Origin of the sequence: Mesorhizobium sp. M0047 (genome assembly GCF_040323315.1) — a bacterium.
Taxonomy (GTDB): domain Bacteria; phylum Pseudomonadota; class Alphaproteobacteria; order Rhizobiales; family Rhizobiaceae; genus Mesorhizobium.
On sequence record NZ_JAMYUW010000041.1, the window covers coordinates 21,771 to 46,505 of the forward strand.

General features: G+C 61.9%; 22 protein-coding genes. 13 read left to right on the forward strand and 9 right to left on the reverse strand.

What is annotated here, in order from left to right; genetic code table 11:
* The first annotated feature begins 170 nt into the window (after positions 1 to 170).
* Together NKJ89_RS28475 and fixJ are read left to right on the forward strand one after the other, a co-directional pair.
* Positions 171 to 1,682, forward strand: a complete 1,512-nt coding sequence (locus NKJ89_RS28475) for a PAS domain S-box protein (RefSeq protein ID WP_352607433.1) — start codon at positions 171 to 173, stop codon at positions 1,680 to 1,682.
* A complete protein-coding gene (gene fixJ, locus NKJ89_RS28480) occupies positions 1,672 to 2,286 on the forward strand; it encodes a response regulator FixJ (RefSeq protein WP_352607435.1) in 615 nt (204 codons plus the stop codon). The genes NKJ89_RS28475 and fixJ overlap by 11 nt, the downstream gene beginning before the upstream one ends.
* Here the strand turns inward: fixJ and NKJ89_RS28485 are convergent.
* The gene (locus tag NKJ89_RS28485; RefSeq protein ID WP_352607437.1) at positions 2,283 to 2,507 is read right to left on the reverse strand and encodes a hypothetical protein; all 225 of its coding nucleotides are present in this window, start codon (positions 2,505 to 2,507) and stop codon (positions 2,283 to 2,285) included. The two genes, fixJ and NKJ89_RS28485, sit on opposite strands and share 4 nt — an antisense overlap.
* Before the next feature lie 182 nt (positions 2,508 to 2,689).
* Here NKJ89_RS28485 and NKJ89_RS28490 point away from each other — a divergent pair, with 182 nt between their 5' ends.
* A complete protein-coding gene (locus tag NKJ89_RS28490; RefSeq protein WP_352607439.1) occupies positions 2,690 to 3,136 on the forward strand; it encodes a pyridoxamine 5'-phosphate oxidase family protein in 447 nt (148 codons plus the stop codon).
* A gap of 92 nt (positions 3,137 to 3,228) precedes the next feature.
* Here the strand turns inward: NKJ89_RS28490 and NKJ89_RS28495 are convergent, their stop codons facing one another.
* The gene (locus tag NKJ89_RS28495) at positions 3,229 to 3,531 is read right to left on the reverse strand and encodes a DUF982 domain-containing protein (protein ID WP_023759217.1); all 303 of its coding nucleotides are present in this window, start codon (positions 3,529 to 3,531) and stop codon (positions 3,229 to 3,231) included.
* A 289-nt stretch (positions 3,532 to 3,820) separates the two neighbouring features.
* Between NKJ89_RS28495 and NKJ89_RS28500 the strand changes: the two genes are divergently transcribed.
* Entirely contained in the window at positions 3,821 to 5,278 is a 1,458-nt protein-coding gene (locus tag NKJ89_RS28500) for an NCS1 family nucleobase:cation symporter-1 (RefSeq protein WP_352607441.1), read from the forward strand.
* A gap of 68 nt (positions 5,279 to 5,346) precedes the next feature.
* On the opposite strand, the gene NKJ89_RS28505 is transcribed toward NKJ89_RS28500, so the two are convergent.
* From NKJ89_RS28505 to tpiA, 5 genes are all read right to left on the reverse strand, one after another.
* Positions 5,347 to 5,886, reverse strand: coding sequence for a DUF1697 domain-containing protein (locus NKJ89_RS28505; protein ID WP_352607492.1), 540 nt, complete (start codon positions 5,884 to 5,886; stop codon positions 5,347 to 5,349).
* A 19-nt stretch (positions 5,887 to 5,905) separates the two neighbouring features.
* Positions 5,906 to 7,543, reverse strand: a complete 1,638-nt coding sequence (pyrG, locus tag NKJ89_RS28510; protein ID WP_352607442.1) for a CTP synthase — start codon at positions 7,541 to 7,543, stop codon at positions 5,906 to 5,908.
* 136 nt (positions 7,544 to 7,679) lie between these two features.
* Complete coding sequence (locus tag NKJ89_RS28515) at positions 7,680 to 8,795, reverse strand: L,D-transpeptidase (RefSeq protein ID WP_352607444.1); 1,116 nt, start codon at positions 8,793 to 8,795, stop codon at positions 7,680 to 7,682.
* Positions 8,796 to 9,004: 209 nt separating this feature from the next.
* Positions 9,005 to 9,454 (reverse strand): preprotein translocase subunit SecG, encoded by a 450-nt coding sequence (secG, locus tag NKJ89_RS28520; RefSeq protein ID WP_352607446.1) that lies wholly within the window; start codon positions 9,452 to 9,454, stop codon positions 9,005 to 9,007.
* Between the two features lie 170 nt (positions 9,455 to 9,624).
* A complete protein-coding gene (gene tpiA / locus NKJ89_RS28525; protein WP_023759223.1) occupies positions 9,625 to 10,392 on the reverse strand; it encodes a triose-phosphate isomerase in 768 nt (255 codons plus the stop codon).
* Positions 10,393 to 10,535: 143 nt separating this feature from the next.
* Between tpiA and NKJ89_RS28530 the strand changes: the two genes are divergently transcribed.
* The 5 genes from NKJ89_RS28530 to NKJ89_RS28550 all read left to right on the forward strand — a co-directional run bounded on the left by NKJ89_RS28530 (position 10,536) and on the right by NKJ89_RS28550 (position 16,041).
* Complete coding sequence (locus tag NKJ89_RS28530; protein ID WP_352607448.1) at positions 10,536 to 12,428, forward strand: SurA N-terminal domain-containing protein; 1,893 nt, start codon at positions 10,536 to 10,538, stop codon at positions 12,426 to 12,428.
* A complete protein-coding gene (trpD, locus tag NKJ89_RS28535) occupies positions 12,425 to 13,435 on the forward strand; it encodes an anthranilate phosphoribosyltransferase (protein WP_352607450.1) in 1,011 nt (336 codons plus the stop codon). The genes NKJ89_RS28530 and trpD overlap by 4 nt, the downstream gene beginning before the upstream one ends.
* A gap of 3 nt (positions 13,436 to 13,438) precedes the next feature.
* Complete coding sequence (gene trpC / locus NKJ89_RS28540; RefSeq protein ID WP_023759226.1) at positions 13,439 to 14,287, forward strand: indole-3-glycerol phosphate synthase TrpC; 849 nt, start codon at positions 13,439 to 13,441, stop codon at positions 14,285 to 14,287.
* A 66-nt stretch (positions 14,288 to 14,353) separates the two neighbouring features.
* Complete coding sequence (gene moaC, locus NKJ89_RS28545) at positions 14,354 to 14,836, forward strand: cyclic pyranopterin monophosphate synthase MoaC (protein WP_023759227.1); 483 nt, start codon at positions 14,354 to 14,356, stop codon at positions 14,834 to 14,836.
* Positions 14,836 to 16,041, forward strand: a complete 1,206-nt coding sequence (locus tag NKJ89_RS28550; RefSeq protein WP_352607452.1) for a molybdopterin molybdotransferase MoeA — start codon at positions 14,836 to 14,838, stop codon at positions 16,039 to 16,041. The genes moaC and NKJ89_RS28550 overlap by 1 nt, the downstream gene beginning before the upstream one ends.
* A 46-nt stretch (positions 16,042 to 16,087) precedes the next feature.
* Here the strand turns inward: NKJ89_RS28550 and NKJ89_RS28555 are convergent, their stop codons facing one another.
* Positions 16,088 to 16,918, reverse strand: coding sequence for a hormone-sensitive lipase (locus tag NKJ89_RS28555; protein WP_352607454.1), 831 nt, complete (start codon positions 16,916 to 16,918; stop codon positions 16,088 to 16,090).
* A gap of 318 nt (positions 16,919 to 17,236) precedes the next feature.
* Between NKJ89_RS28555 and NKJ89_RS28560 the strand changes: the two genes are divergently transcribed.
* The 4 genes from NKJ89_RS28560 (at position 17,237) to lexA (ending at position 22,218) form a co-directional block, all read left to right on the forward strand.
* Positions 17,237 to 18,862: an AMP-binding protein gene (locus tag NKJ89_RS28560; protein ID WP_352607456.1), complete on the forward strand. Its 1,626-nt coding sequence runs from the start codon at positions 17,237 to 17,239 to the stop codon at positions 18,860 to 18,862.
* Entirely contained in the window at positions 18,859 to 19,695 is an 837-nt protein-coding gene (gene kynA, locus NKJ89_RS28565; RefSeq protein WP_031260180.1) for a tryptophan 2,3-dioxygenase, read from the forward strand. The genes NKJ89_RS28560 and kynA overlap by 4 nt, the downstream gene beginning before the upstream one ends.
* An 80-nt stretch (positions 19,696 to 19,775) precedes the next feature.
* A complete protein-coding gene (gene kynU, locus NKJ89_RS28570) occupies positions 19,776 to 21,023 on the forward strand; it encodes a kynureninase (RefSeq protein WP_352607458.1) in 1,248 nt (415 codons plus the stop codon).
* Positions 21,024 to 21,465: 442 nt separating this feature from the next.
* Positions 21,466 to 22,218, forward strand: a complete 753-nt coding sequence (gene lexA, locus NKJ89_RS28575) for a transcriptional repressor LexA (RefSeq protein ID WP_352607460.1) — start codon at positions 21,466 to 21,468, stop codon at positions 22,216 to 22,218.
* Here the strand turns inward: lexA and NKJ89_RS28580 are convergent.
* A complete protein-coding gene (locus NKJ89_RS28580; RefSeq protein ID WP_352607462.1) occupies positions 22,212 to 24,677 on the reverse strand; it encodes a ComEC/Rec2 family competence protein in 2,466 nt (821 codons plus the stop codon). The genes lexA and NKJ89_RS28580 overlap by 7 nt on opposite strands.
* Positions 24,678 to 24,735: the final 58 nt, after the last annotated feature.

Consider the following 24,735-nt stretch of genomic DNA (forward strand, 5'->3'; position numbering starts at 1 on the left):
GCTTTGATGCGCGTCAAAGGGCCTAAGCGCATCCGTATCCGAGAACGTCGGCCCCGATCCGTTTTGCGTGCGCGGCGAGAAGTGGTAGTTAGCCCTTCTCGCAGGCGTGTCGAATCCAAGGATTTCAGGTGAGCCAAGACGAAGCGCCTATTTTGTCGGCCGGCGGGACGATGCTGAAGTCGGTCTTGTCCCAAATGTTCGAACAGGCCCCGGGCTTCATGGCTATCATGCGTGAGCCGGATCATGTCTTTGAACTGACGAATACCGCCTATCAACGGCTCATCGGCGACAGGCAAGTGATTGGGAAATCGCTGCGCGAAGCCCTTCCCGAACTCGAAGGCCAAGGGTTCTTGGAACAGCTGGACCATGTCTACAGGACCGGAGGGCCATACAGGGGCCAAGGCATCAAGGTCGGTCTTCGCAACAGGGACGACCAGCCGCTTGAGGAGCGTATCCTCGATTTCGTCTATCAGCCGATCAAGGCCGACGATGGCCGCGTCACGGCCATCTTTGTCCAAGGCACTGATGTCAGTGAGCTTTCCTTCGCAAATGCAGCCCTTCAGCTGCGCGAAGATCATTTGCGTTCGATCCTGGCGACGGTGCCCGATGCAATGGTGGTTATCGATGAACTGGGCAGCATTCAATCGTTCAGCACAGCTGCGGAAGCGCTGTTCGGTTATCAGGCCAGCGAAGCCATTGGGCGAAACGTCAACATACTGATGCCGTCGCCCTACCGTGACGATCACGACGCCTACCTGCTTCGCTATCTGACGACCGGTGAGCGCCGGATCATCGGGCTAGGCCGCACGGTCACCGGAATGCGGAAGGACGGTTCGACCTTTCCAATGGAGCTTTCCGTTGGCGAAATGCATCCCGGAACCGGACGCTTCTTTACCGGCTTCTGCCGAGACCTGACCGAGCGCCACAGGGCGGAAGCGCGAATACAGGACCAGCAGCTGGAACTGCTCCACATGGCCAGGTTCACCGCGCTCGGCGAAATGGCCTCGACGCTTGCCCATGAGATAAACCAGCCGCTCACGGCGATCACAAACTACCTCAAAGGCAGCCGCCGGCTTCTTGAGAAGAGCATGGAAGAGAACGCACCGATGCTGAGAGAGGCCGTCGAGAACGCGGCTGAGCAAGCTTTGCGGGCTGGAGAGGTCATTCGTCATCTTCGCGACTTCGTCGCCAGGGGCGAAAGCGAGCGTCAGGTCGAACGCTTGCCGATGCTGATCGAAGAAGCCTCCTCACTGGCTTTGGTGGGGGCGAGGGAAATAGACGTGCGCGTCAGCTACCAGCTTGATCCGGAGGCCGAACTGGTTTTGACGGATCGCATCCAAATTCAGCAGGTGGTGCTTAACCTGATACGCAACGCCGTGGAGGCCATGCAAGGCGCGCCGCGCCGCGAGTTGAAAGTCACAACTGTCGCCCGGGACGATGGCATGGCGGAGGTAAGCGTGATCGACACCGGCCCCGGCCTCGCGCCGGAGGTCTCCGCACAGCTTTTCCAGCCATTTGTCACCACAAAGAAGCAGGGCATGGGCGTCGGCCTCTCGATTTGCCGTACCATCGTCGAATCGCACGGTGGTCACATCTGGACCGAGCCAATGCCGGCCGGAGGAACCGCTTTCCGGTTCACGTTGCGCATTGTGGAGAAGGAAGAGGTCACAAATGTCAGTTAGTGATCTGGTGCACGTGGTTGACGACGATGTGGACGTGCGCAAATCGCTTGGCTTTCTTCTGGCGACAGCCGACTTTGCCGTGCGGCTGTACGAATCGGCGACAGCTTTTCTGGATACCGCGACGGGCAATCCCGACGGTTGCATCGTCACCGACGTGCGCATGCCGGGCATCGACGGAATCGAGTTCCTGCGGCAGCTCCGAACCCGCGGACACATGCTTCCGGTCATCGTGATGACGGGCCATGCTGATGTGGCGCTCGCCGTTCAGGCAATGAAGGAGGGGGCGTCCGATTTCATCGAAAAACCTTTCGACGACGATATTCTGATAAGTGCGATCCGTTCCGCTTTGGATAAGCGCAATCAGGCGAACGCTACGCACCCACAATCCACGGAAATCAACGGCCGTTTATCGACGCTGTCGGAACGAGAGCGACAAGTGCTGGATGGACTTGTCTCAGGTCTTCCAAACAAGACGATCGCTTATGACCTCGGAATCAGCCCACGTACGGTCGAGATCCATCGCGCCAATGTCATGAGCAAGATGAGCGCGAGCAGCCTGTCGCACCTCGTGCGCATGGCACTGATCGTAGAACCCAAATCCTAGGAACCATCGTCAAAGGAGTTGTCGTCGAGAGCCGGCACACTGTGAGACCCCCAGTCGCGCCAGTGAGTCGGGCGGATGTCTACCCATGCGCCGGTGGCGGCGTTCCTCCAGCCTTCCCGCTCCTTCATGCAGGGAAACACGAGCGCATGCTCGCCATCCTCGTCGAAGACGGCCAGTGTGAGGTTGCGCCCAAACGGAGCGGTGAGGATCGGTTTCCACATCTCCAGATGATTCTCCAGAAGCGCCAGCCCGCGCCTTGAGCTGAATCATTTTCCGCAATTGCCAAATGCGCGAATGTGGACTTTGCCAGCCATGAGCCGGGCGGAAGCACCCGGATGGTGATGGTTCAAAGCGGCAAGGCAAACAACACTTTGGGATGGCCGCGAAATAGGAGACGGCACCGATGCTGATCCAAACTCTTTCCACCCTGGAAAGTACGAGATTGCTGACGGCCAATCGGGTCGGACGGCTCGCATGCGCAAAGAACGGGCAGCCTTACGTCGTGCCTCTCTACTACGCACATGCGGATAATCACCTCTACGCATTTTCAATGCCGGGCAAGAAGATCGAATGGATGCGAGCCAATCCGCTGGTATCCGTCCAGGTCGACGAGCGCGGCAAAGGGCGTGGATGGAGAAGCGTCGTAGTCGATGGCCGCTATGAGGAATTGCCGGACCGGGTTGGCCACAAGATCGAGCGCGACCATGCATGGTCAGTGCTGAGCAAACACGCCGACTGGTGGGAGCCTGGTGCGCTCAAGCCGGTCGTGCCTCCTGTGTCGGACAGCAGCCCACATGTGTTTTTTCGCATCCTGATCGAGCAGGTGTCGGGTCGCGAGGCAAGTGAATAGCTGAACGACCACCCCGACCACAGATGGGACGGCTGGGCCGACGGAACCCGTTGTCGTAGGTACTTCCCCGTAAGGATGATGATGCGAGCCACCTACCGCCGCAGCGCGTGCACGCTTGCCTTGTCCTCGCCGGCCGCCGGCAATGCCATGTCATCATCGAGAAGGCGTGTTATGCGGGCAAAGCCTGTGAAGGCTTTCCGAGCTTCCTCGGCCGTCATCTGGCCCGACAGGGCGGCCGAGCAGCAATTCAGCGCGCACTGATAAACCGGACCGCGCCGTCCCGTCGGCCATTTCCGCAAGAACGCCATGGCCTCGGCAACACTATCAATTTCTTCAGTAGGGTGCCCCTGCCCGCGCGAGATCCGCACGGGCGAAATGAAATGCAGGTCGTTCATCGTTTCCTCCCCGTCGATCGCGATGCGCTCAATCGAACCCAATGAAACGCGCCATTCGACAGCCGGTTCCACGCAATCCGAGATTTCTTTCTAGGAGATCGGAATTTCGAATCATCGACCTGGCAGATGCAGAGGCGGCCCACCATGGAGTGCCGTCGATAATCGCAGTTCTCATTGAATATCTTTAAGGCCAAAGCCGACAAATAGATTGCTTGTCGGTTCCCCTGCGTCAGGCTTACCCTGCACCGCCAACGCGTGAGGGCGCGTGCTGCAAAAGGGGACCATTGCAATGACAATACAGGGTGCTTCACCTGATCTGTACAACGACGACCTGGCGCCTGCCAAAACTCGAAACTGGGGACCATTCTCGATCTTCAACGTCTGGACATCGGACGTTCACAGCCTCTGGGGCTACTATCTCGCCGCCAGCCTTTTTCTATTCTGTGGCGGGTTCGTCAATTTCCTCATCGCCATCGGCATCGGTTCACTGATCATCTACGCGCTGATGAACATGGTCGGCTACGCCGGCGTGAAGACAGGCGTGCCCTACCCCGTGCTTGCGCGTGCCACTTTCGGCATCTGGGGCGCCAACATACCGGCGCTGGTGCGCGCCGTCGTTGCCTGCTTCTGGTACGGCGCACAGACCGCCGCCGCCTCCGGCGCGATCGTAGCGCTATTGATCCGCGCGCAATGGTTTGCCGATTTCAACGCCAACACGCATTTCCTCGGCCATACCGGCCTGGAGGTGATCTGCTTCGTGGTCATCTGGGCGCTGCAATTGCTGATCATCCAGAACGGCATGGAAACGGTGCGCCGCTTCCAGGATTGGGCAGGACCGGCAGTCTGGGTGATGATGCTGATCCTGGCGATCTACCTTTGTGTCAAATCCGGGAGATTTGCCTTCACCAGCGATATCCCTATGGACGTGCTGCTGGACAAGACCAAGGATGCGGGCGTACCGGGCACGCCGGGATCATGGACGTCGCTGTTTGCGGTGGCGGCGATCTGGGTCACCTACTTTTCCGCGCTTTATCTCAATTTCTGCGATTTCGCCCGTTACGCGCCGGACAAGGCATCGCTGCGCAAGGGCAACATCTGGGGCCTGCCGATCAACCTGATCCTGTTTTCCCTGGTCGCCGGTGTCACCACCATCGCCGCCTTTGACGTCTATGGCGAAGTGCTGCTGCATCCCGACCAGATCTCGGCGAAGTTCGATAGCTGGTTCCTGGCAGCGCTCGCGGCCTTGACGTTTGCCGTGGCAACCCTCGGCATCAACGTGGTGGCAAACTTCGTCTCGCCGGCCTTCGACTTCTCCAACGTCTTTCCCAGGCAGATCGACTTCAAAAAGGGCGGCTATATCGCGGCCGTCATCGCGCTCGTGCTCTATCCCTTCGCGCCATGGGAAGGCAGTGCCGCTTCCTTTGTCAACGTCATCGGCGCGACGATGGGGCCGATCTTCGGCGTGATGATGGTCGACTACTATCTGATCCGGAAGGGTGAGGTCGACGTCGAGGCGCTCTATCGCGAGGACGGCGAGTTCCGGTTCCAGAGCGGCTGGCATGTCAATGCCTTCATCGCCGCCGGTATCGGTGCCATCTTCTCGTCGATCCTGCCGAACTTCACCAACTGGCTGCCGTCGTGGTGGGGCGTCTATGGCTGGTTCTTCGGCGTGGCGATCGCGGGCATCATCTACTACGTGCTGCGCACCGCCGCTTTGGGCGCAGGCGCCAAGACGGCAAAGGCTTGAAACTGAGGCAGTAGGCAGTAGGTGCTAGGGAGTAGAGAACCGCTTCCCTACTGCCTACTGCCTACTGTCTACTGTCTACTGTCCACCATCTCGGCCAGTTTGCGCACCGTGTTCCAGTTGCGGGATGTACCGACGCCCAGGCGCTTGTGGCTGGTTGCCGTCAGAAGCCGTGAACTGGCGCGCGAGAAGACAATCCAGATATCGCCACCGACGGCGTGCATCTTTTCGTCCTTGCCGACATAAGAGCCGAGCGCCGTGACGGCTTCGTCTGGCACCGGTTGGCGCATCACGCGCACCGTCACCTGATCCGCAGTCGCATTCGATTCGTCCGGAAACGGATTGCCGGCGGCAAGCTTCAGCCAGTCCTCGGCACAACGCACGATGATGTCGACATGGCGGCCGAAGGTTTTTTCGAAGGCAGCTTCCAGCCGTTGTTCCAGATCGGCGACGTTCGTTGCCGGCGCCTCGAAGACCAGGTTGCCGGTCGCTACCAGCGTGCGCGGGTTCTTCAGCCCGAGTTCTTCGGCCATCGCCTTGAGGTCGGCCATGACGACCCGTCGCCCCTCACCCAGAATGATGCTGTAGAGCAGCGCGACATAAGTCCGCATCATCTGCCGGCCTGTGAAACTACACCAGCCGGCTCTGCTCCACCGCCGCCTCGATGAAACTGGCGAACAGTGGATGCGGGTCGAGCGGCCGGCTTTTCAGTTCCGGGTGATACTGCACGCCGATGAACCAGGGATGATCGGGGTACTCGACCGTTTCCGGCAGCACGCCGTCGGGCGACATACCGGCGAAGACCAGGCCGCAATCCTCGAGCCGCTCCTTGTAGTCGACATTGACCTCGTAGCGGTGGCGGTGGCGCTCGGAAATCTGCGTATCGCCATAGATCTCGGCGATCTTCGAGCCCTTGGCGAGTTCGGCCTGGTAGGCTCCGAGCCGCATCGTGCCGCCGAGGTCGCCGGTCTCGCGGCGCTTCTCCAGCATGTTGCCTTTCAGCCATTCGGTCATCAGGCCGACGACCGGCTCCTTGGTCGGGCCAAACTCGGTCGATGACGCATGCTCGACGCCGGCCAGCGACCGCGCTGCCTCGATGCAGGCCATCTGCATGCCGAAGCAGATGCCGAAATACGGCACTTTTCGCTCACGCGCGAACTTCGCCGCCAGGATCTTCCCTTCCGCGCCACGCTCGCCAAAGCCACCGGGAACCAGGATGCCATGCACCTTTTCCAGCCAGGGCGTCGGATCCTCCTTTTCGAAGATCTCCGATTCGATCCAGTCGAGCTTGACCTTGACGTGGTTGGCCAGGCCGCCATGCGACAGCGCCTCGATCAGAGATTTGTAGGCATCCTTGAGGCCGGTATATTTGCCGACCACGGCAATGGTGACTTCGCCTTCCGGATTGTGGATGCGGTTGGACACCGCTTGCCAGGGCTCCATGCGCGGCTTCGGCGCCGGATCGATGCCGAAGGCGGCCAGCACTTCCGAATCGAGCCCTTCCTTGTGGTAGGCCATCGGCACGTCGTAGATATGTGGCACGTCGAGCGCCTGGATCACCGCACTCTCGCGCACATTACAGAACAGCGACAGTTTTCTGCGCTCTTCCTTGGGAACAGCGCGGTCGGCGCGGACCAGCAGGATGTCGGGCGCGATGCCGATGCCGCGCAGTTCCTTGACCGAATGCTGGGTCGGCTTGGTCTTCAGCTCACCGGCCGTGGGGATGTAGGGCATCAGCGTCAGATGAACGTAGACGGCATTGTTGCGCGGCAGGTCGTTGCCGAGCTGGCGTATAGCTTCCAGAAATGGCATCGCCTCGATGTCGCCGACTGTGCCGCCGATCTCGCACAACACGAAATCATAGTCATCATTGCCGTTGAGGACGAAATTCTTGATCTCGTCGGTAACGTGCGGGATGACCTGCACGGTGGCGCCGAGATAATCGCCGCGCCGCTCGCGCTCGATGATGTTCTTGTAGATGCGGCCGGTGGTGATGTTGTCCTGCTGATTGGCTGAACGCCCCGTGAAGCGCTCGTAATGGCCGAGATCGAGATCGGTCTCGGCGCCATCATCGGTAACGAAAACCTCGCCATGCTGGTACGGCGACATCGTGCCCGGATCGACATTGAGGTAGGGATCGAGTTTTTTGATGCGTGCGCGATAGCCTCGCGCCTGCAAGAGAGCCCCAAGGGCCGCTGCGGCTATGCCTTTTCCAAGTGAGGAAACCACGCCGCCTGTGATGAATACATATCGCGCCATGGGAGTCATCGCTTAACGCGGCCGGATTGATTCCGCCAGAGAAAAAACCACCGCGAAGGTTTTTTCCCAAGAAGGCGCTTGGACGATAGGCAAGGCAAAAGAAAAGGGCCGGCTGAGCCGGCCCTTTGGCAGGATGACGAAAACGTCAGATGATGACGACCTTGGTGCCTACCCTGACGCGGCTGTAGAGGTCCATGACGTGCTCGTTGATCATGCGGAAGCAGCCATTCGAGGCGCTGGTTCCGATCGACTGCGGCGCGATGGTGCCGTGGATGCGCAGATGCGTGTCCTTCTTGCCGTCATAGAGATAGATGGCGCGGGCACCGAGCGGGTTTTGGCCACCGCCCGGCATTCCGTCCTTGTACTGGCCGTAGTGCTTCGGCTCGCGCTTCTGCATGTCCAGCGTCGGGATCCAGCGCGGCCATTCCTGCTTGTCGCCGACCGCCACCGTGCCTTTGTACTGCAGGCCTTCGCGGCCGACCGCAATGGCGTAGCGGCGAGCGGTCGAAGATGATTCGACGAGATAGAGGCGCCGGGCGCTGGTGTCGATGACGATGGTGCCGGCGTCATAGCCGGTGAATTCCACGTCCTGCGGCACGAATTCCGGCTTCACCTTGAACTGCTTCTTGGCTTCCTTCTTGGCGAGGGCCTGATCGAGAGCCCGCGTCTCTGGAAGATAGCTCATCGACGAGCCGGATGAGGTACCGCCGAAAAGACCAGCGAACAGACCACCGCCGCTTGGCCGCTTCTGGCCGACGACCTCGCTGCGCAGCTCGCCATTGTTGCCGGTCAAGGCGACATTCATCGCCTCTGCCGGAAGCGACTCGGCCGACTGGATCGGCGCGATTGGCTCAATGATCTTTACAGCCTGCGTCTTGGCCGGCTTGGCGTCGGCCACTTCGGTAGCGGGCGCGCTCTTGCCCTTCTTGGCCAGGAACGCCTGCCGTTCAGCGTCGGCCCTGGCCTTGGCCGCCTCGCGCATCGCCAGCTTCCTGGCTTCGAGAGCCTTGGCTTTGGCGGCTTCCTTGTCGGCAACGATCTTGGCCTCGATCTTCTTGATCTGGGCGAGATCGTCCGGCGTCGGATTTTTCTTCTTCTTGAGAAGCTTCAACTGCGACGCGTCACTCTTGACGGCGACATTGATGGCGCCGGTTTTCTCAACGGAAGGTGCGGCCATATTTGCCGGCGCGCCGGCGAAGGCTGGGGAACTCATGCCGAGTGCGGCGCAAAGTCCCAGGAAAATGAAGCTGCGAAGCTGCATGGCGAAGATCCGATCGTTCTATGCTTGTTGCCCACGGCGTCGCCCAGCGCCCCCAAGGCGCCGGAAATGCCGCGCGCAATCTATAGTCGAATAAGCGCGAACGCCTCAAGCGCGAGGCCGCGCCTCACCACGTCGAATCTTCGTGATTGTGCTGCATTTGCCGCGACTGTGTTCAAACGACAACAGGCCGCGGCTGCAGAGCCTGGAGATTACTGGTTCGGAACCTGCGGGGCCGCCGGAGCGGTGCCATTGGTCGACGGTTTCGAGCCGGCGGCAGGCGCCGTGCCCGCCGGAGCTGCGGCGTCGTTGCCGGACGGCGGCGTCGGCGTGGCGTTGCCGGCGGGCGCCGGTGTGGTCGTGCCTGGCAGTTGGTTGAGCACACCCTTGCCGGCACCATCCGATGTCGCGGGCACGCGGTCGAGGATGTCGATCGGCTTCTCGCCATAGCGGGCGACGATCGACAGTGTCAGCGACGTGGCAAAGAAGGCCGCCGCCAGGATCGCCGTCGCACGCGTCAGCGCATTGGCGGCACCGCGCGCGGTCATGAAGCCGGATCCGCCACCGATGCCAAGGCCGCCGCCTTCGGAACGCTGCAGCAGCACCACCCCGACGAGGGCGAGCACGACCATGAGATGGATGACGATCAGTACGGTTTCCATAGTTTATCCTGGCAAAGCCTTGCCCGGCCGCGGACACGACCGGTGAATTGGAGGCGGCTCAATACAATGCTTTGATGGCATTTCCAAGCCCGTGGCCGGAATATGGGAAGCAACGCCTTCTTTGCAACGATTTCCAGCGCCGGGAGCCCCATCCGGCGTGGCGAACAAGTTCAAGCGATGTTGCGATAAGCCTCGGCGATGGCAAGAAAATCCGCTGCCTTCAGGCTGGCGCCACCGACCAGCGCGCCGTCGACATTCCTGACGCCGAGCAGTTCGACTGCATTTGAGGGCTTGACCGAGCCGCCATAGAGGATGCGCACCTTTGCCGCAACGCCGCCGAGTTTTTCCGCCAGCTTTTCGCGGATATGTGCGTGTGCTTCGGCCACATCGGCCGCGGTCGGCGTCAGGCCGGTACCGATCGCCCATACGGGCTCATAAGCAATGATGGTGTTGGACGGGGTGGCGCTTGGCGGCACCGATCCGTCGACCTGACGCGACAGCACGTCGAGAGTCGCGCCCGCTTCACGCTGCTGCTGGGTCTCGCCAATGCAGATGATGGCCACGAGCCCGGCACGCCAGGCGGCGGAGGCCTTGGCTTGTACCGTCGCGTCATCCTCGCCGCGCTGCTCACGGCACTCGGAATGGCCGACGATGACATGGCTGGCGCCCGCATCCTTGAGCATTTCCGCCGAAATGCAGCCGGTGTAGGCGCCGCTCTCCCTGCTGTGGCAATCTTCACCGCCGGCATGCACCGGCGTGCGCGACAAGATCTCCGCGGCATGGGCTAGCAATGTCGCGGGAACGCAGACCAGCGCTTCGGTCTCCGCATCGAGCCCACTCAGGAAACCGTTGCCGATCATCCTGAGTTCGTTGAGCGAGGCACTGGTGCCGTTCATTTTCCAGTTGCCGGCAACAAGCGGGCGAATTCCTGGCGTCATGGTTTGCTTCTCCGGGCGATATCGGGCTCTGGCCCTCACTACCAAAATCAGCCCACAAAGCAATCGACAGTGGACCGGAAGGGCGCTATTGCGCTTGGTTCAGACTCGGCGCATGCGAAATTGCGCATAAATCGGAAGTAACGATGCTTGGTGTATTGAGAAGCGCGGCAGGTACCTGGGTCGCGAAGACGCTGCTTTCGCTGTTGGTGGTCAGTTTCGCCGCCTGGGGCATTTCCGGACGGCTGATGGGCGGTTTCGCCGGCCATGATTCGGTCATAACCGCTGGCGGCACCAAGGTGTCGATCAAGGAATACCGGCTCGCTTATGATCGCCAGCTTGCGGTCATGTCGCAACAGTTTGGCCAGCGTCTCAGCCACGAACAGGCAAAGGCGCTCGGCGTCGATAACCAGGTTCTTGCCCAGCTCGTCTCGGGCGCCGTTCTCGACGAACAGGCCCGCAAGCTTGGCCTCGGCCTCTCCAAGGACCGGCTGGCCGAACTGACGCGCGAAGATCCGGCCTTCAAGGGCCCGGGCGGCCAGTTCGACCGCAGAACCTTCGAATATATGCTGCGGCAGATTGGCATGCGGCCGGAGGACTATCTGAAGAACCGTGCCCAGGTGGCGGTGCGCCAGCAGATCGTCGAAGCGGTCTCGGATGGTCTGAAAGCCCCGGACACCTTCTTCAAGGCCGTCGCGCTGTATCGCGGCGAAGACCGCACCATCGACTATCTGACGCTGCCCAAAGCACTGGTCGAGCCGATCGAGGTGCCGTCCGATAGCATGCTTTCCGCCTATTTCGAGGCGAACAAGAAGAAATACGCGGCGCCCGAATACCGCAAATTCTCCTATGTCAGGCTTGAACCGGTCGACATCATGGATACAACCGCCGTCACCGACCAACAGGTCAGAGACGATTACAACAAGAACAAGGCGCGCTACACCACGCCGGAAATGCGCACCATCGAGCAGCTTGTGTTCAAGACGCCTGATGCGGCCAAGGCCGCGCTCGATTCGCTTAAGACCGGTGTGACGTTCGACAAGCTCGTCACGGCGGAAGGCAAAACCCCGGCCGACACACTGCTCGGCACGTTGGCCAAGGACAAGATCGCCGACAAGGCCGTCGCCGATGCGGCCTTCGCGCTCAATACCAATGAAGTCAGCCAAGTCGTGCAAGGCGCCTTTGGTCCGGTGTTGCTGCGCGTCACCGAGATCAAGCCCGAGGTGGTGAAGCCGCTGGCAGAAGTGTCCGACCATATCCGCAAGGACCTGGCGCTGGGCGAGGCAAGCCGCATCCTCCTCGACGTGCGTGACAATTACGAAGACACCCGCGCCGCCGGCGGTTCGCTTGCCGATGCCGCCGCCAAGCTGAAGCTGAAGGTCGTCACCATCGACGCCATCGACCGCAGCGGGCTGCGGCCCGACGGAAGCATCGTCAAGGACCTGCCGCAATCGCCAGAGCTGATCAAGGCCGTCTTCGATGCCGAGCCCGGTACGGAGAATGACGCTTTGACAACCGCCGACAACGGCTTTGTCTTTTATGAACTGGCTTCGGTCACGCCGGCTCGGGACCGCACGCTGGACGAAGTTCGTCAGAAAGTCGTCGCCGACTGGACGGCGGCGGAGACAACCAAGCGGTTGGCCGCCAAGGCAGATGAGCTTGAAAAGCGGCTCAAGGCTGGCACCACGCTCGACGTCATCGCGGGCGAACTGAAGTTGGAAAAGCAGACCAAGCGCGGCGTCAAACGTGAGGCCGACGATGTCGATTTCGGCAAGGAGGGCGCCGCGGCGATGTTCGGAGTCGGCGAAGGCGGCACCGGCCTGATCCCCTCGCCTACCGGAGACGGGCAGATCCTGTACAAGGTCGCCGAAGTGTTCGAGCCTGCAGGGGCCGATGCCAGCTCGGTGCCAGACGATGCGCAGAAGTCCTTCACTTCCGGCATGTCTGATGACCTGCTCGACCAGTTGGTGGCGCAGTTGCAGACGCAGTACGACGTTCGCGTCGACCAGGCCGCAGTCGCCCAAGCCTCGACAAGATGAGCGCGCTGAAAACTTATATCGCCAAGGTCGCGACCGGAAGCGCGCTTTCCTTCGAGGAGGCGCGCGAGGCCTTCGACATCATCATGTCGGGTGACGCCACGCCCGGCCAGATAGGCGGCTTCCTGATGGCGCTGCGCGTGCGCGGCGAAACGGTGAGCGAGATTTCCGGCGCCGTCGCCACCATGCGGGCCAAAATGTTGCGCGTCGAAGCGCCTGACGGCGCCATCGATATCGTCGGCACGGGTGGCGACAATTCCCACAGCGTCAACATTTCGACGGCATCGGCCTTTGTCATTGCCGGAAGCGGTGTGCCGGTTGCCAAGCATGGCAATCGCGGCCTGTCGTCGCTGACAGGAGCCGCCGACGTGCTGGTTGCACTCGGCGTCAAGATCGACATACCGCCCGAGTTTATCGGCCGTTGCATCCACGAGGCGGGCGTCGGCTTCATGTTCGCGCCCGCGCACCATCCGGCGATGAAGCATGTCGGCCCGACCCGCGTCGAGCTCGGCACCCGCACCATCTTCAACCTGCTGGGGCCCCTCTCTAATCCGGCCGGCGTCAAGCGGCAGATGGTCGGCGTGTTCCTGCCGGAATGGATCCTGCCGGTAGCCGAGACGCTGAAGGCGCTGGGCGCCGAGCATGCCTGGGTTGCCCATGGCGACGGCTATGACGAGATCACCACCACCGGCGAGACGCAGGTCGCCGAACTGATCGGCGGCGAGATCCGCAGCTTCACCTTGACCCCTGAAGCGGTTGGGCTGGCGCGCCATACCAAGGATGAGTTGCGCGGTGGCGACGCGGACTACAACGCCAAGGCATTGCGCGATATGCTGGGTGGCGCTGCCGGCGCTTATCGCGACACCGTGCTGATCAATGCCGGCGCCGGACTGGTCGTGGCAGGCAAAGTGACGACGCTTGGCGACGGCATCGCGACGGCGGCGCAAGCCATCGACAGCGGCCGGGCGCTGCAAGTGCTCGACAGGCTGGTCGAGATTTCGAACGGATAGAACGTGTCTGACATTCTTCGCAAGATCGAGGCCTACAAGCGCGACGAGATCGCAGCGGCAAAGGCACATGTGCCGCTCGCCGAAATCAAGGCGCGCGCGAAGGATGCCGATGCACCGCGCGGCTTTCTTGCCGCGCTCGAAGCGAAGCGCAAATCCGGCGCTTTTGCGCTGATCGCCGAGATCAAGAAAGCGAGCCCATCCAAGGGCCTGATCCGCGCCGATTTCGACCCGCCAGCGCTGGCACAGGCCTATGCGAAAGGCGGCGCTGCCTGTCTTTCGGTGCTGACCGATGCGCCGTCGTTCCAGGGTGCGCCTGAATTTCTCACCAGGGCGCGAGCCGCCGTCGCCCTGCCCGCGCTGCGCAAGGATTTCCTATTCGACCCGTATCAGGTCTACGAAGCCCGCGCCTGGGGTGCGGACGCCATCCTCATCATCATGGCCAGCGTCGACGACACCCTGGCCAGCGACCTCGAATCCACGGCGTTCGAACTTGGCATGGATGCACTGGTCGAAGTGCATGACGAGGCCGAGACGCAGCGCGCGCTAAAGCTGTCGTCGCGGCTGATCGGCATCAACAACCGCAATCTGCGCACGTTCGAGACTAGCCTCGAGACCTCAGTGCGGCTGGCGACGATGGTGCCGGCGGACCGCTTGCTGGTCAGCGAGAGCGGAATTTTCTCGCATGACGATTGCCTCAGGCTTCGAAAGAGCGACATCGGCACCTTTCTGGTCGGCGAGAGCCTGATGCGGCAACAGGACGTCGTCACGGCGACACGCCTGCTTCTGACGGGCAAGGCGCCAGATGCATCGGCCCGAAAATCGGAATCGATTTTCGGAGAGCACGATGCATAGATTCAAAATGATAGAGCGTACTTTGTGCGTCCGAACGGACGCACGTCGCTCTATGGCGATCTGACGATGACATCAGGCCTCACCCATCTCGGCGCGCAGGGCGAGGCCAACATGGTCGATGTCGGCGACAAGGTGGAGACGACACGTACGGCGATCGCCGAGGGCTTTGTCGCGATGCAGCCCGAGACCCTGAAGACGATTCTCGCCGGCAACGCCAAGAAGGGCGACGTGCTCGGCACCGCGCGTATCGCCGGCATCATGGCGGCGAAGAAGACACATGAACTGATCCCTCTCTGCCATCCGCTGCTTCTGACCAAGGTTTCCGTCGACATCGAGCCGGACCATGCCCTGCCCGGCCTGAAGGTCACGGCACTGGCGCGCGTCACTGGCAAGACGGGCGTCGAGATGGAAGCGCTGACCGCCGCTTCGGTGGCTTGTCTGACCATATATGACATGGCCAAGGCGGTGGACCGCGCCATGGTCATCTCTGGCGTTCGGCTGGTCGAAAAGACCGGCGGCAAGTCGGGCGCGTACAAGGCAGGCGCCTGATGGCGCTGGTTCCAATCGCCGAAGCGCTCGAGCGCCTGCTCGAGGGTGCAGCACCTTTGGCCGGCGAAAACGTTCCCCTGTTCGAGGCGGCGGATCGCGTGATGGCGGAACCGCTTGTTGCCCTGCGTACCCAGCCGCCCTTCAACGCTTCCGCCATGGATGGCTATGCAGTCCGCGCTATCGATGTGGCGTCGGTGCCGTCGCGACTTTCGGTGATCGGCATGGCGCCGGCCGGACGCGGCTTTGACGGCACCGTCAGCCACGCTCAGGCCGTGCGCATCTTCACGGGTGCGCCGCTGCCCGAAGGCGCCGACACCATTGTCATCCAGGAAAATATCAGGGATCTCGGCGGCAGCGACGTCGAAGTGATCGAACCAACCGCCCAAGGGCGAAACATCCGCCGCATCGGCCTCGACTTTTCAAAAGGCGACGTGCTGCTGGAAAAAGGCCGCGTGCTGGATCCGGCGGCGCTGTCGCTGGCGGCTTCGGCAAACCATTCCCGGGTCAGCGTGGTAAAACGGCCGCTGGTCGCCATCATCGCCACCGGCGACGAATTGTTGCCGCCCGGCAGCGAACTTGGGCCGGACCAGATCATCTCATCCAATGCCTATGGCGTTGCCGCGACAGCGCAATCCGTCGGCGCCCACGCGCTCGATCTCGGCATTGCCGCCGACCGCAAGGACGCGATTGCAGCCTTGGTGAAAAAGGCGGTCAGTGCCGGCGCAGATGTCATCGTCACGCTTGGAGGCGCCTCGGTCGGCGATCACGACCTGATCCATGACGTGCTGACCGGCGAAGGCATGACACTCGGCTTCTGGAAGATCGCCATGCGCCCCGGCAAGCCGCTGATGTTCGGCCGCCTCGGCGACATCAGGTGCATCGGCCTACCTGGCAACCCGGTGGCAAGCCTGGTCTGCTCGCAGCTGTTCCTGAAACCGCTGCTGGCGCGGCTCGGTGGCCGCGACTATCGCCAGGACATTCGTCCGGCGCGATTGGGTGCAGCAATGCCGGCCAATGATCTGCGCCAGGACTATGTGCGGGCGGTGGTCAGGGAAGACAATGGCGCGCTGGTGGCGACGCCGTTCGGCATCCAGGATTCCTCGATGCTGAGAATGCTGGCCGACGCCAACGGGTTGATCGTGCGGGCGCCGTTTGCCCCCGCTGCGGCCGCAGGCGAGGCTTGCAGCGTGCTGATGTTGCGCTGAAGAAGCTCTGGCAAGCCTTTAATAAAGTTGAGAAAATTGTGCTCGGTTATTCCGAGATTAAGGCCTGTGTCAGCGGATGCGCCGGATCTGCGAGGCCGTCGACAATGTTGTAATGATGACGGTCGGGCTCGACCACGGTGCTGGTGGTGGCGCCGAGGCCGGTCCAGATATTGGCGAGCAGCGCATTCTGGCGCAGGAATTCGGCGCGCTCGCCGCCACCGGCCCAACAGGTGATGCGGGCGCCATCCATGGGTCGCAGCAGCGCCGGGCTTTCAGCCAGCGCCTCTTCTTCGTCGATTGCCAGTGCCTTGTTCATCCCGGTGCGCATAAGCGGGCGCAGGTCGTGGAGGCCGGAAATCGAAATGACGTGGCGTATGCGCCGCGCCACATCGGTCGCCAGGGGCGCGGTCGTCGACACCATCCGGGTGGCGAGATGGCCGCCGGCCGAATGTCCCGTCAGCATCAGCGGCCCGTCGATCATTGCCGCTGCCTTGCCGATAGCCGCGCCGATTTCCCCGACTATACCGGCAATGCGTATGTCCGGGCACAGCGTGTAGGACGGCATCGCCACGGCAAAGCCGCTGCTGACCGCGCCATTGGCGAGGTGCGACCACATGCTCTTGTCGGTCTCCAGCCAGTAACCGCCGTGGAGGATCACCACCAACCCCTTGGGCGCGGCATTGGGAAGGAAAAGATCGAGCCGATTGCGCGGTCCGCCACCATAGGCGATGTCGAGCCGTGCCCGGCCCTCCATTGAGAGCGCATCACGAAATGCTTGCGCCGGCTCCGCCCACGCAGCCGGCCAGCGGTCACTGCCGGCGATGTTCGCGCCGTTGGCATAGGCATCATCCCAATCGACAATGTGACGTTCGAACATCTGCGCCTCCCCCAAAACGTCATCGCTTATGAGCTAGCAATGGCCACCGTCACGCCATGCGTCAATGCTTCAAGGCCAAAACATTTTAGGCTTGAAACAAATTTCGACTGGTGCGATCCTGACAAGACGATCAGCCGACGAAATGGGAGGTCTGCTGTGCTGCCCTGACCCCGTAGATGCTCGTGCTTTCCCGGTGGCATAGTCGAGCTGGCACGATTGGCGGTACGAAAACCTCCCGCGAAAGACAGGAACTTCAAATCCACCACACAGGTCAGGCACATCGCGCACTGGCCAGGCAGCAGACGGGATAGCGGCGACATGCTTGGGCCTTCAGCGCATATCGACACGTTCACGCGCGATCACCTGCCGCCTCCGGAGCAGTGGCCGGATTTCCTGCTCGACGGCTTTGATTATCCCGAACGTCTCAATGCCGGCGTCGAACTGACGGACAGGCTGGTCGAGAGGGGCCTCGGTGACCACACCGCGCTGATCGGCAATGGCCGCCGCCGCACCTACAAGGAACTGTCCGACTGGACGAACAGGCTAGCCCACGCGCTGGTCGAGAACTACGGCGTCAAGCCGGGCAACCGGGTGCTGGTCCGCTCCGCCAACAACCCCGCCATGGTCGCCTGCTGGCTGGCCGCCACCAAGGTCGGCGCCGTGGTCGTCAACACCATGGCGATGCTGCGCGCCGGTGAGCTTGCCAAGATCGTCGACAAGGCGGAAATCACCATCGCGTTGTGTGACACCAGGCTGATGGACGAGATGACAGCCTGCGCCAAGGACAGCGCGTTCCTCAAACAGGTCATCGGCTTCGACGGCACCGCCAACCATGATGCTGAACTCGACCGTGCCGCTCTCGATAAGCCGGTGACGTTCACCGCCGTCGACACCGGCCGCGACGATGTCGCGCTGCTCGGCTTCACCTCGGGCACGACTGGCGTGCCGAAGGCGACGATGCATTTCCACCGCGACCTCCTGATCATCGCCGATGCGTACGCACGCGAAATCCTTCGGGTGACACCGGACGATATCTTTGTCGGCTCGCCGCCGCTGGCCTTCACCTTCGGCCTTGGCGGGCTCGCCATCTTCCCGCTCCGCTTCGGTGCGGCAGCGACACTGTTGGAACAGGCGACGCCGCCCAACATGATACACATCATCGAGACCTATAAGGCGACCGTCTCCTTCACCGCGCCGACCGCCTACCGCGCCATGCTGAAGGCCATGGATGAAGGGGCCGATCTGTCATCGCTGCGTGTCGCCGTTTCGGCTGGCGAAACCTTGCCCGCTCCGGTTTTCGAAGAGTGGACGCAAAAGACCGGCAAGCCTATCCTCGACGGCATCGGCGCCACCGAGATGCTGCACATCTTCATCTCCAACCGCTTTGACGACATGAAGCCGGCGTCGACCGGCAAGCCGGTGGGCGGCTACGAGGCGCGCATCGTCGACGAGGAGATGCGCGAGCTGCCGCGCGGCGCGACCGGCAGGCTGGCGGTGCGCGGACCGACCGGCTGCCGCTACATGGCCGATAACAGGCAGAAGGACTACGTCCGCGACGGCTGGAACCTCACCGGCGACACCTTCACGCAGGACGAAGACGGCTTCTTCCATTTCGCCGCGCGCTCCGACGACATGATCGTCAGCGCCGGCTACAACATTGCCGGACCCGAGGTCGAGGCGGCACTCCTGTCGCACCCGGATGTTGCCGAATGCGCGGTGATCGGCACGGAAGATGCCGAACGCGGCCAGATCGTCGAAGCGCACGTCGTGCTGGTGCAGGGCGTAGCGCCGGACGCATTGACGACCAAGCGCCTGCAGGACCACGTCAAGGCAACGATCGCGCCCTATAAATATCCGCGATCGGTGAAATTTATCGCCGCGCTGCCCAAGACCCAGACCGGCAAGATCCAGCGTTTTCGGCTGCGCACGGAGAAGATCAATTGAGCGAACCCTACGATCCGGCGTCCGAAGGCGCACAGATGTCGTTCAAGGAGAGCATGTCCTACAGCGACTATCTGCACCTGGAGAAAGTGCTGGAGGCCCAGACGCCGCTGTCTTCGGCGCATGACGAGATGCTGTTCATCATCCAGCACCAGACCTCCGAACTGTGGATGAAGCTCGCCCTGCACGAGATTGGCGCTGCGATCCGCTCGATCCGCGCCGATCGCCTCGAGCCAAGCTTCAAGATGCTGTCGCGCGTCGCCCGCATTTTCGAACAGCTCAACAACGCCTGGGATGTGCTGCGCACGATGACGCCCAGCGAATATACCGAGTTCCGCGATGCACTCGGCCAGTCCTCGGGTTTCCAGTCCTGGCAGTATCGCGCCATAGAGTTCATGGCCGGCAACCGCAACCTCGCCATGCTGGGCCCTCACAAGCACCGGCCGGACCTCAGCGGCAAGCTGGAGGCGATCCTGGCGGAGCCGTCGCTCTACGACGAAGCGCTGCTGCTTCTGGCGCGCAACGGATTCGACATCGGCACCGATGCCAGGCGCACGGATTGGCGTGAGACGCGAACCGAGAATGAAGAGGTTCTGGTCGCCTGGCAGACCATCTACCGCGACCCGCAGCGCTACTGGATGTTCTACGAACTGGCCGAGAAGCTGGTCGACTTCGAGGACTATTTCCGCCGCTGGCGCTTCAACCACGTCACCACGGTCGAGCGCATCATCGGCCTGAAACGCGGCACCGGCGGCACGTCGGGTGCTTCGTATCTCAAGAAGATGCTCGAGGTCGTGCTGTTTCCGGAGCTGTGGGCAGTCCGTACCCGGCTTTGACACAATCGAAATGAGAACAGGCACATCGAGGGCGCGCTTGCAGCGGAAAACCTTCGCGAACAACCGAGGACTGACTGACCATGAGTGGAATTCCTGATCTCGCTGCAATCGAAGCGATGGATGCCACGGATCCGCTCCGCGCCATGCGCGATCGTTTCATTCTGCCGGAGGGGGTGATCTATCTCGACGGCAATTCGCTTGGGGCAGCGTCGCATGCCGTTTTCGGCGAGCTGCAGCAGGCGGCCACCGAGGAATGGGCCAAGGATCTCATTCGGGCCTGGAATACAGCCGGATGGTTCGAGATGCCGATCGAACTTGGCGACCAGCTCGGACGCTTGATCGGGGCCGCAGCCGGACAGACTGTTGTCTGCGACACGACGTCGATCAACATCTACAAGGTGCTACATGCCGCGATGGAGATGCGGCCCGGCCGATCGGCCATCGTCGCCGAGGCTGACAGTTTTCCCACCGACCTCTACATCGCCGAAGGCGTTGCCTCGACCCGCGATGGGGTCCTTCTGCGCCTCGCGGGCGTCGACGCGCCAACCATCGAAGAGCTGATCGACGAAAGCGTCGCGGTGGTGCTGGTCAACCACGTCAATTACAAATCGGGTGAACTGCGCGACATGGCGGCGCTGACGCGCATAGCTCATGCGGCCGGAGTGCTGATCGTCTGGGATCTATGCCACACCGCTGGCGCTCTGCCAGTCGAGCTCGATCATGCAAAAGCCGATTTCGCTGTCGGCTGCACCTACAAGTACCTCAACGGCGGTCCAGGTGCGCCAGCCTTCATCTATGCCGCGCAACGCCACCACGGCGCGATCAGCCAGCCGCTCAGCGGCTGGTGGGGGCATGCACGGCCCTTTGCCTTCGAACGAGGCTATGTTGCCGGCACCGGTATCCGCCGCTTTCTGTGCGGCACGCAGCCGGTCCTGTCGATGCGGGCGCTCAAAGGTGCGCTCGCAATCTGGAACGACGTCGACGTGGCGGCATTGCGAAAGAAAAGCGTCGCGCTGACCGAACTGTTCATCCAGCTCGTCGAAGCGAAGTGCGGCGCCTATGGCCTCACGCTGGAGAGCACCCGCGACGCGACCAGGCGCGGCAGCCAGGTGTCGTTCGTTCACGATCATGGCTATCAAATCATGCGGGCGCTGATCGAGCGCGGAGTGATCGGTGACTTCCGCGCGCCGTCAACCATCCGTTTCGGATTTACGCCGCTCTATGTCGGCTACAAGGACGTGTGGCTGGCGGTCGAGGTGCTGGAAGACATTCTGCGAACGGATGCATGGAAGGACCAGCGTTTCGCCGTCAAGGAGGCCGTGACCTGACGCAGTCGTCCCAACTGTTGTCGCATCGTTGCCTCTTGGTCGGATGATGGAGGGACGAATTTCCAGTGCACAAATCCGGTTGCCGCTGCTGGCCAACACTGGCATCAACAAATTAACCAAGGTTGGCATTTTGGCTTCGTTTCGTTCACGGCAGACGAACGCATGGAAGGCTGGAAATGCCCCGTCGCGGATCCATGGGCAGCTCATGCCAAAGCTTGGGCCAACGATGGGCGGCAGCCCATTAACCATAACAATTTCAATGCCGGAAAGCGCCTTGTGACGGCATGCCGTGATCACCCAAGCGCGCTGGCGCGCGCCAAATAATTTCAGCGGCCTTAACAGATTCATTAAACTTTAAACGGTTGCAGAACACAACTGGAACATATAGTGTTTGTTCTGGGTTTGTTTTCTGATTCTGGTTTTAGGTACCCTGGGGGCCGCCATGCTGACACGCAAGCAACACGAACTGCTGATGTTCATTCATGAACGCCTGAAGGAAAGCGGCATTCCGCCATCCTTCGACGAGATGAAGGAGGCGCTCGACCTTGCCTCCAAATCCGGGATTCATCGTTTGATCACGGCACTGGAAGAGCGCGGCTTCATTCGCCGGCTGCCCAACCGGGCACGCGCGTTGGAAGTGCTGCGGCTGCCGGATTCGATCGCGCCCGGCCTCAACGCCGCAAAAAAATTCTCGCCAAGCGTCATCCAAGGCAGTCTTGGTCAGGCCAGCGTCGGCCAGGGCGGCCTTGGCCGGCAGATCAAGCCGGCGTCTTCGCGGATGCCTTCAGCCGGCAATGACGACGACGTGGTCTCCGCCGTGTCGATCCCTGTGATGGGGCGCATCGCCGCCGGTGTGCCGATCGATGCCATCCAGCACCAGACCCATTCGATCTCGGTGCCGCCGGACATGATCATGGGAGGCGAGCACTATGCGCTGGAGGTCAAGGGCGACTCGATGATCGAGGCCGGCATCTTCGACGGCGACACCGTCATCATCCGCAACGCCGATACGGCGAGCCCTGGCGAAATCATCGTGGCGCTGGTGGATGAAGAGGAAGCGACGCTGAAGCGGTTTCGCCGCAAGGGTGCCTCGATTGCTCTCGAAGCCGCCAATCCGGCCTATGAGACACGGATTTTCGGTCCAGACCGGGTCAAGGTGCAAGGCAAGCTTGTCGGCCTGATCCGCCGTTACTGAGGCAGCTGCGGTTTAACGACGGGCTTGTCCGGTCTCTTGAAGGGCGGCAGGCCCCTCGCCTCGCGCGAAAACTTGCGTTGCACGTGCCAAGGCCGGTAGGGCTTACCCACCGCAAAGCTGACCGTTGCCGGCGCAGTCGCCGACTGGCGATCGAAGAAGACGGCAGCACTGCCATTGCGAGCCAGTTGCCGCTTGGTGATGACGAGAACCAGCGGGTTGTGACAAGCGTCATAGGCCGTCGCGTCGTTGATGACGATCAGGTCGGCGAAGCCGCAGGCTTTCCAGGTGTCCTTTCGGTCCTCGACATAGGCAATGATAGCACCGGACGGATGCCTGGCGAGACAAACGCCTGATGTGCAATAGAATGGCGCTCCCGGCGGCATTTCAGCCGCATCCTCGACGTCGAATTGCCCGTCGCCTTCGTCGAACACCTCCGGCGCGATAATGCTTTCGGACGTCAGCGCACGCTTCCAGTTGTCGACGGTGAATTCGTTCGGCCTGGCCCGGCTGACCGCGAGTTCGCCGCCGCCAATCGGCAGCGCCACCAGCCTCGCATCCTCCGAGACCAGCACGTCAGGTACGCGCGTATCCGAGACGGTCAACAGGCCGGCAAGCGCGAAGGGAAGCGCTGCGAGCCGCAACCATGTGGTCGCCATCGTCGCGATGACCAAGGCAATCGTCACCAGCACGACGGATTGCTGCGAAATCAAACCGATTGCGTCGACTGGCGAACGCTCGGAAATCCATCCGGACATCGCGATCATCACCGTCAGGCCTTTGCCCATCAGAAAGAGGGCCGGCCAGTCCAAGCCGAATGGCATCAGCAGCGCGCTGGCGACAGCCAGGAACATTACGACTGTTACGATAGGCATGATGGCCAGGTTGGCGAACAGGCTGAGCGGCGACACACGCTGAAAATGCCAGATGGCAAACAGCGCCGTGGCGCTGCCGGCGATGATGGAGGTCATGGCAAGGCCGGCTGCCGCCAGCAGGAGTTTTCGCGTCAGGAAGCCGGGCAAGGATCGCTTTGGCGGCGGTGGCCTCGCCTTCCCCGCACGATGATCCGCCCAGCCGGCATAGGCACCGACCAGCGCGGCCGTCGCGGCAAACGACATTTGAAAACTCGGGCCGACCACTTCATGCGGCGACACCATGATGACCGCGATCGCCGAGATCGCCAGATTGCGCATCGTCAGTGCTGTCCGATCAAAAAGAACGGCAATCAGCATCACCGCCAGCATGATGAAACTGCGCTCGGCGGCAACGACGACGCCTGAGATGATAAGATAGGCGGCGATCGAGAACAGTGCGGCAGCCGCAGCATACTTCTTGACCGGGCGACGCGCGGAAAAATCCGGAAACAGGGCGAAGGCGCCACGCAGCAAACCCATGATGGTGCCAGCGACCAGCGCCATGTGCAGTCCGGAAATGGAGATGATGTGATAGATGCCGGTACGCCGCATCGCCTCGTTCACGTCATCGGGAATGCCGGCGCGAACGCCGACGATCAGCGCCGCGGCGATCTCGCCTTCGGCGCCACCGACGCTGCCCCTGATGTGATCGGCAATGGCCTCACGGGCTTTTTCGATCCCCGAGGAAAGCCGGGCCGCCAACGGCATGTTATCGTCATCGGTGACGACAAGTTTTGGATTGCCGAGAAAGAAACCGCTGCCGCCGATGCCGGCGAAATAGCTGTCGAAGGAGAAGTCGTAGCTGTCCGGCCGCACCGGCCCGGTCGGTGGCAACAGCTTGGCATACCCAGTGATCAGGGAACCGGCGGTCATGTCCGCCGGGATATTGCGTGCCGAAAGCCGCACCCGCTCCGGCGCATAGCGCAGTTTCGGCCTTGCAGTCGATGCCACGTCGATTGTCAGCCGGATGCGACCGCTCTCCATCCGTTCGAGCGAGACGACCCGGCCGGTCACTTGCGTCGAGATTTCCGAGCCCAGCATCTGCGTTCCGGCTCGCCATGTCTCGACCTTCGCGGCGAGCAGGCCGAGTGTACACAAAAGCGCCGCCATGAAGGACAGATGGGTTTTCGGCCAGGAACGCGAGACCAGCGCACAGAGCCCCGCCAAGATGACAACTGCGACAGGCTTTGCGAAGTCCGGCTCCGCCACAAGCGAAAAATAGCCGATCGCCCCGCTTGCCAGGCAGACCGGCACCAGCAGGAAGGCCACGCCTCGGTCGAGTTCCAGGCCTGCCGCCATGGCCAGGCTATTGCGCAGGCGCGGCGGTGATATCAGGCCAATCTGCCGGCGCAAGCGCACGATCCTGCTGGCTTCGGCAGTTGGAACAGGGGCGGAGACACCGGCTTGCAAAGGCGCCTTGTCGGGTGCCGGCACAAGGGGCGATGGCGGCGGCAATGAAGCTGGCAGTGGCGCTGCAAACAGGGACCGCTCGCTGACGCCAATGACAGCGTCCTCGTCCTGATCCGAGCCCCAGCCTCGTCCAGCCATCGGGTCTGCCCCTTGCGCCCTCGACACCCTATGCTACATGAACGCCGGGCGCGCGAAA

Bases quoted from the DNA above. Each gene is read 5' to 3' on its own strand.
- moaC (WP_023759227.1), top strand. From the start codon at position 14,354: ATGACATCAGGCCTCACCCATCTCGGCGCGCAGGGCGAGGCCAACATG.
- pyrG (WP_352607442.1), bottom strand. From the start codon at position 7,543: ATGACTCCCATGGCGCGATATGTATTCATCACAGGCGGCGTGGTTTCC.
- NKJ89_RS28475 (WP_352607433.1), top strand. From the start codon at position 171: ATGCTGAAGTCGGTCTTGTCCCAAATGTTCGAACAGGCCCCGGGCTTC.
- NKJ89_RS28495 (WP_023759217.1), bottom strand. From the start codon at position 3,531: ATGAACGACCTGCATTTCATTTCGCCCGTGCGGATCTCGCGCGGGCAG.
- trpD (WP_352607450.1), top strand. From the start codon at position 12,425: ATGAGCGCGCTGAAAACTTATATCGCCAAGGTCGCGACCGGAAGCGCG.
- NKJ89_RS28505 (WP_352607492.1), bottom strand. From the start codon at position 5,886: ATGCGGACTTATGTCGCGCTGCTCTACAGCATCATTCTGGGTGAGGGG.
- NKJ89_RS28560 (WP_352607456.1), top strand. From the start codon at position 17,237: ATGCTTGGGCCTTCAGCGCATATCGACACGTTCACGCGCGATCACCTG.
- fixJ (WP_352607435.1), top strand. From the start codon at position 1,672: ATGTCAGTTAGTGATCTGGTGCACGTGGTTGACGACGATGTGGACGTG.
- lexA (WP_352607460.1), top strand. From the start codon at position 21,466: ATGCTGACACGCAAGCAACACGAACTGCTGATGTTCATTCATGAACGC.
- NKJ89_RS28555 (WP_352607454.1), bottom strand. From the start codon at position 16,918: ATGTTCGAACGTCACATTGTCGATTGGGATGATGCCTATGCCAACGGC.
- NKJ89_RS28530 (WP_352607448.1), top strand. From the start codon at position 10,536: ATGCTTGGTGTATTGAGAAGCGCGGCAGGTACCTGGGTCGCGAAGACG.
- NKJ89_RS28485 (WP_352607437.1), bottom strand. From the start codon at position 2,507: ATGTGGAAACCGATCCTCACCGCTCCGTTTGGGCGCAACCTCACACTG.
- NKJ89_RS28490 (WP_352607439.1), top strand. From the start codon at position 2,690: ATGCTGATCCAAACTCTTTCCACCCTGGAAAGTACGAGATTGCTGACG.
- NKJ89_RS28580 (WP_352607462.1), bottom strand. From the start codon at position 24,677: ATGGCTGGACGAGGCTGGGGCTCGGATCAGGACGAGGACGCTGTCATT.
- tpiA (WP_023759223.1), bottom strand. From the start codon at position 10,392: ATGACGCCAGGAATTCGCCCGCTTGTTGCCGGCAACTGGAAAATGAAC.
- NKJ89_RS28550 (WP_352607452.1), top strand. From the start codon at position 14,836: ATGGCGCTGGTTCCAATCGCCGAAGCGCTCGAGCGCCTGCTCGAGGGT.
- NKJ89_RS28515 (WP_352607444.1), bottom strand. From the start codon at position 8,795: ATGCAGCTTCGCAGCTTCATTTTCCTGGGACTTTGCGCCGCACTCGGC.
- kynU (WP_352607458.1), top strand. From the start codon at position 19,776: ATGAGTGGAATTCCTGATCTCGCTGCAATCGAAGCGATGGATGCCACG.
- secG (WP_352607446.1), bottom strand. From the start codon at position 9,454: ATGGAAACCGTACTGATCGTCATCCATCTCATGGTCGTGCTCGCCCTC.
- NKJ89_RS28500 (WP_352607441.1), top strand. From the start codon at position 3,821: ATGACAATACAGGGTGCTTCACCTGATCTGTACAACGACGACCTGGCG.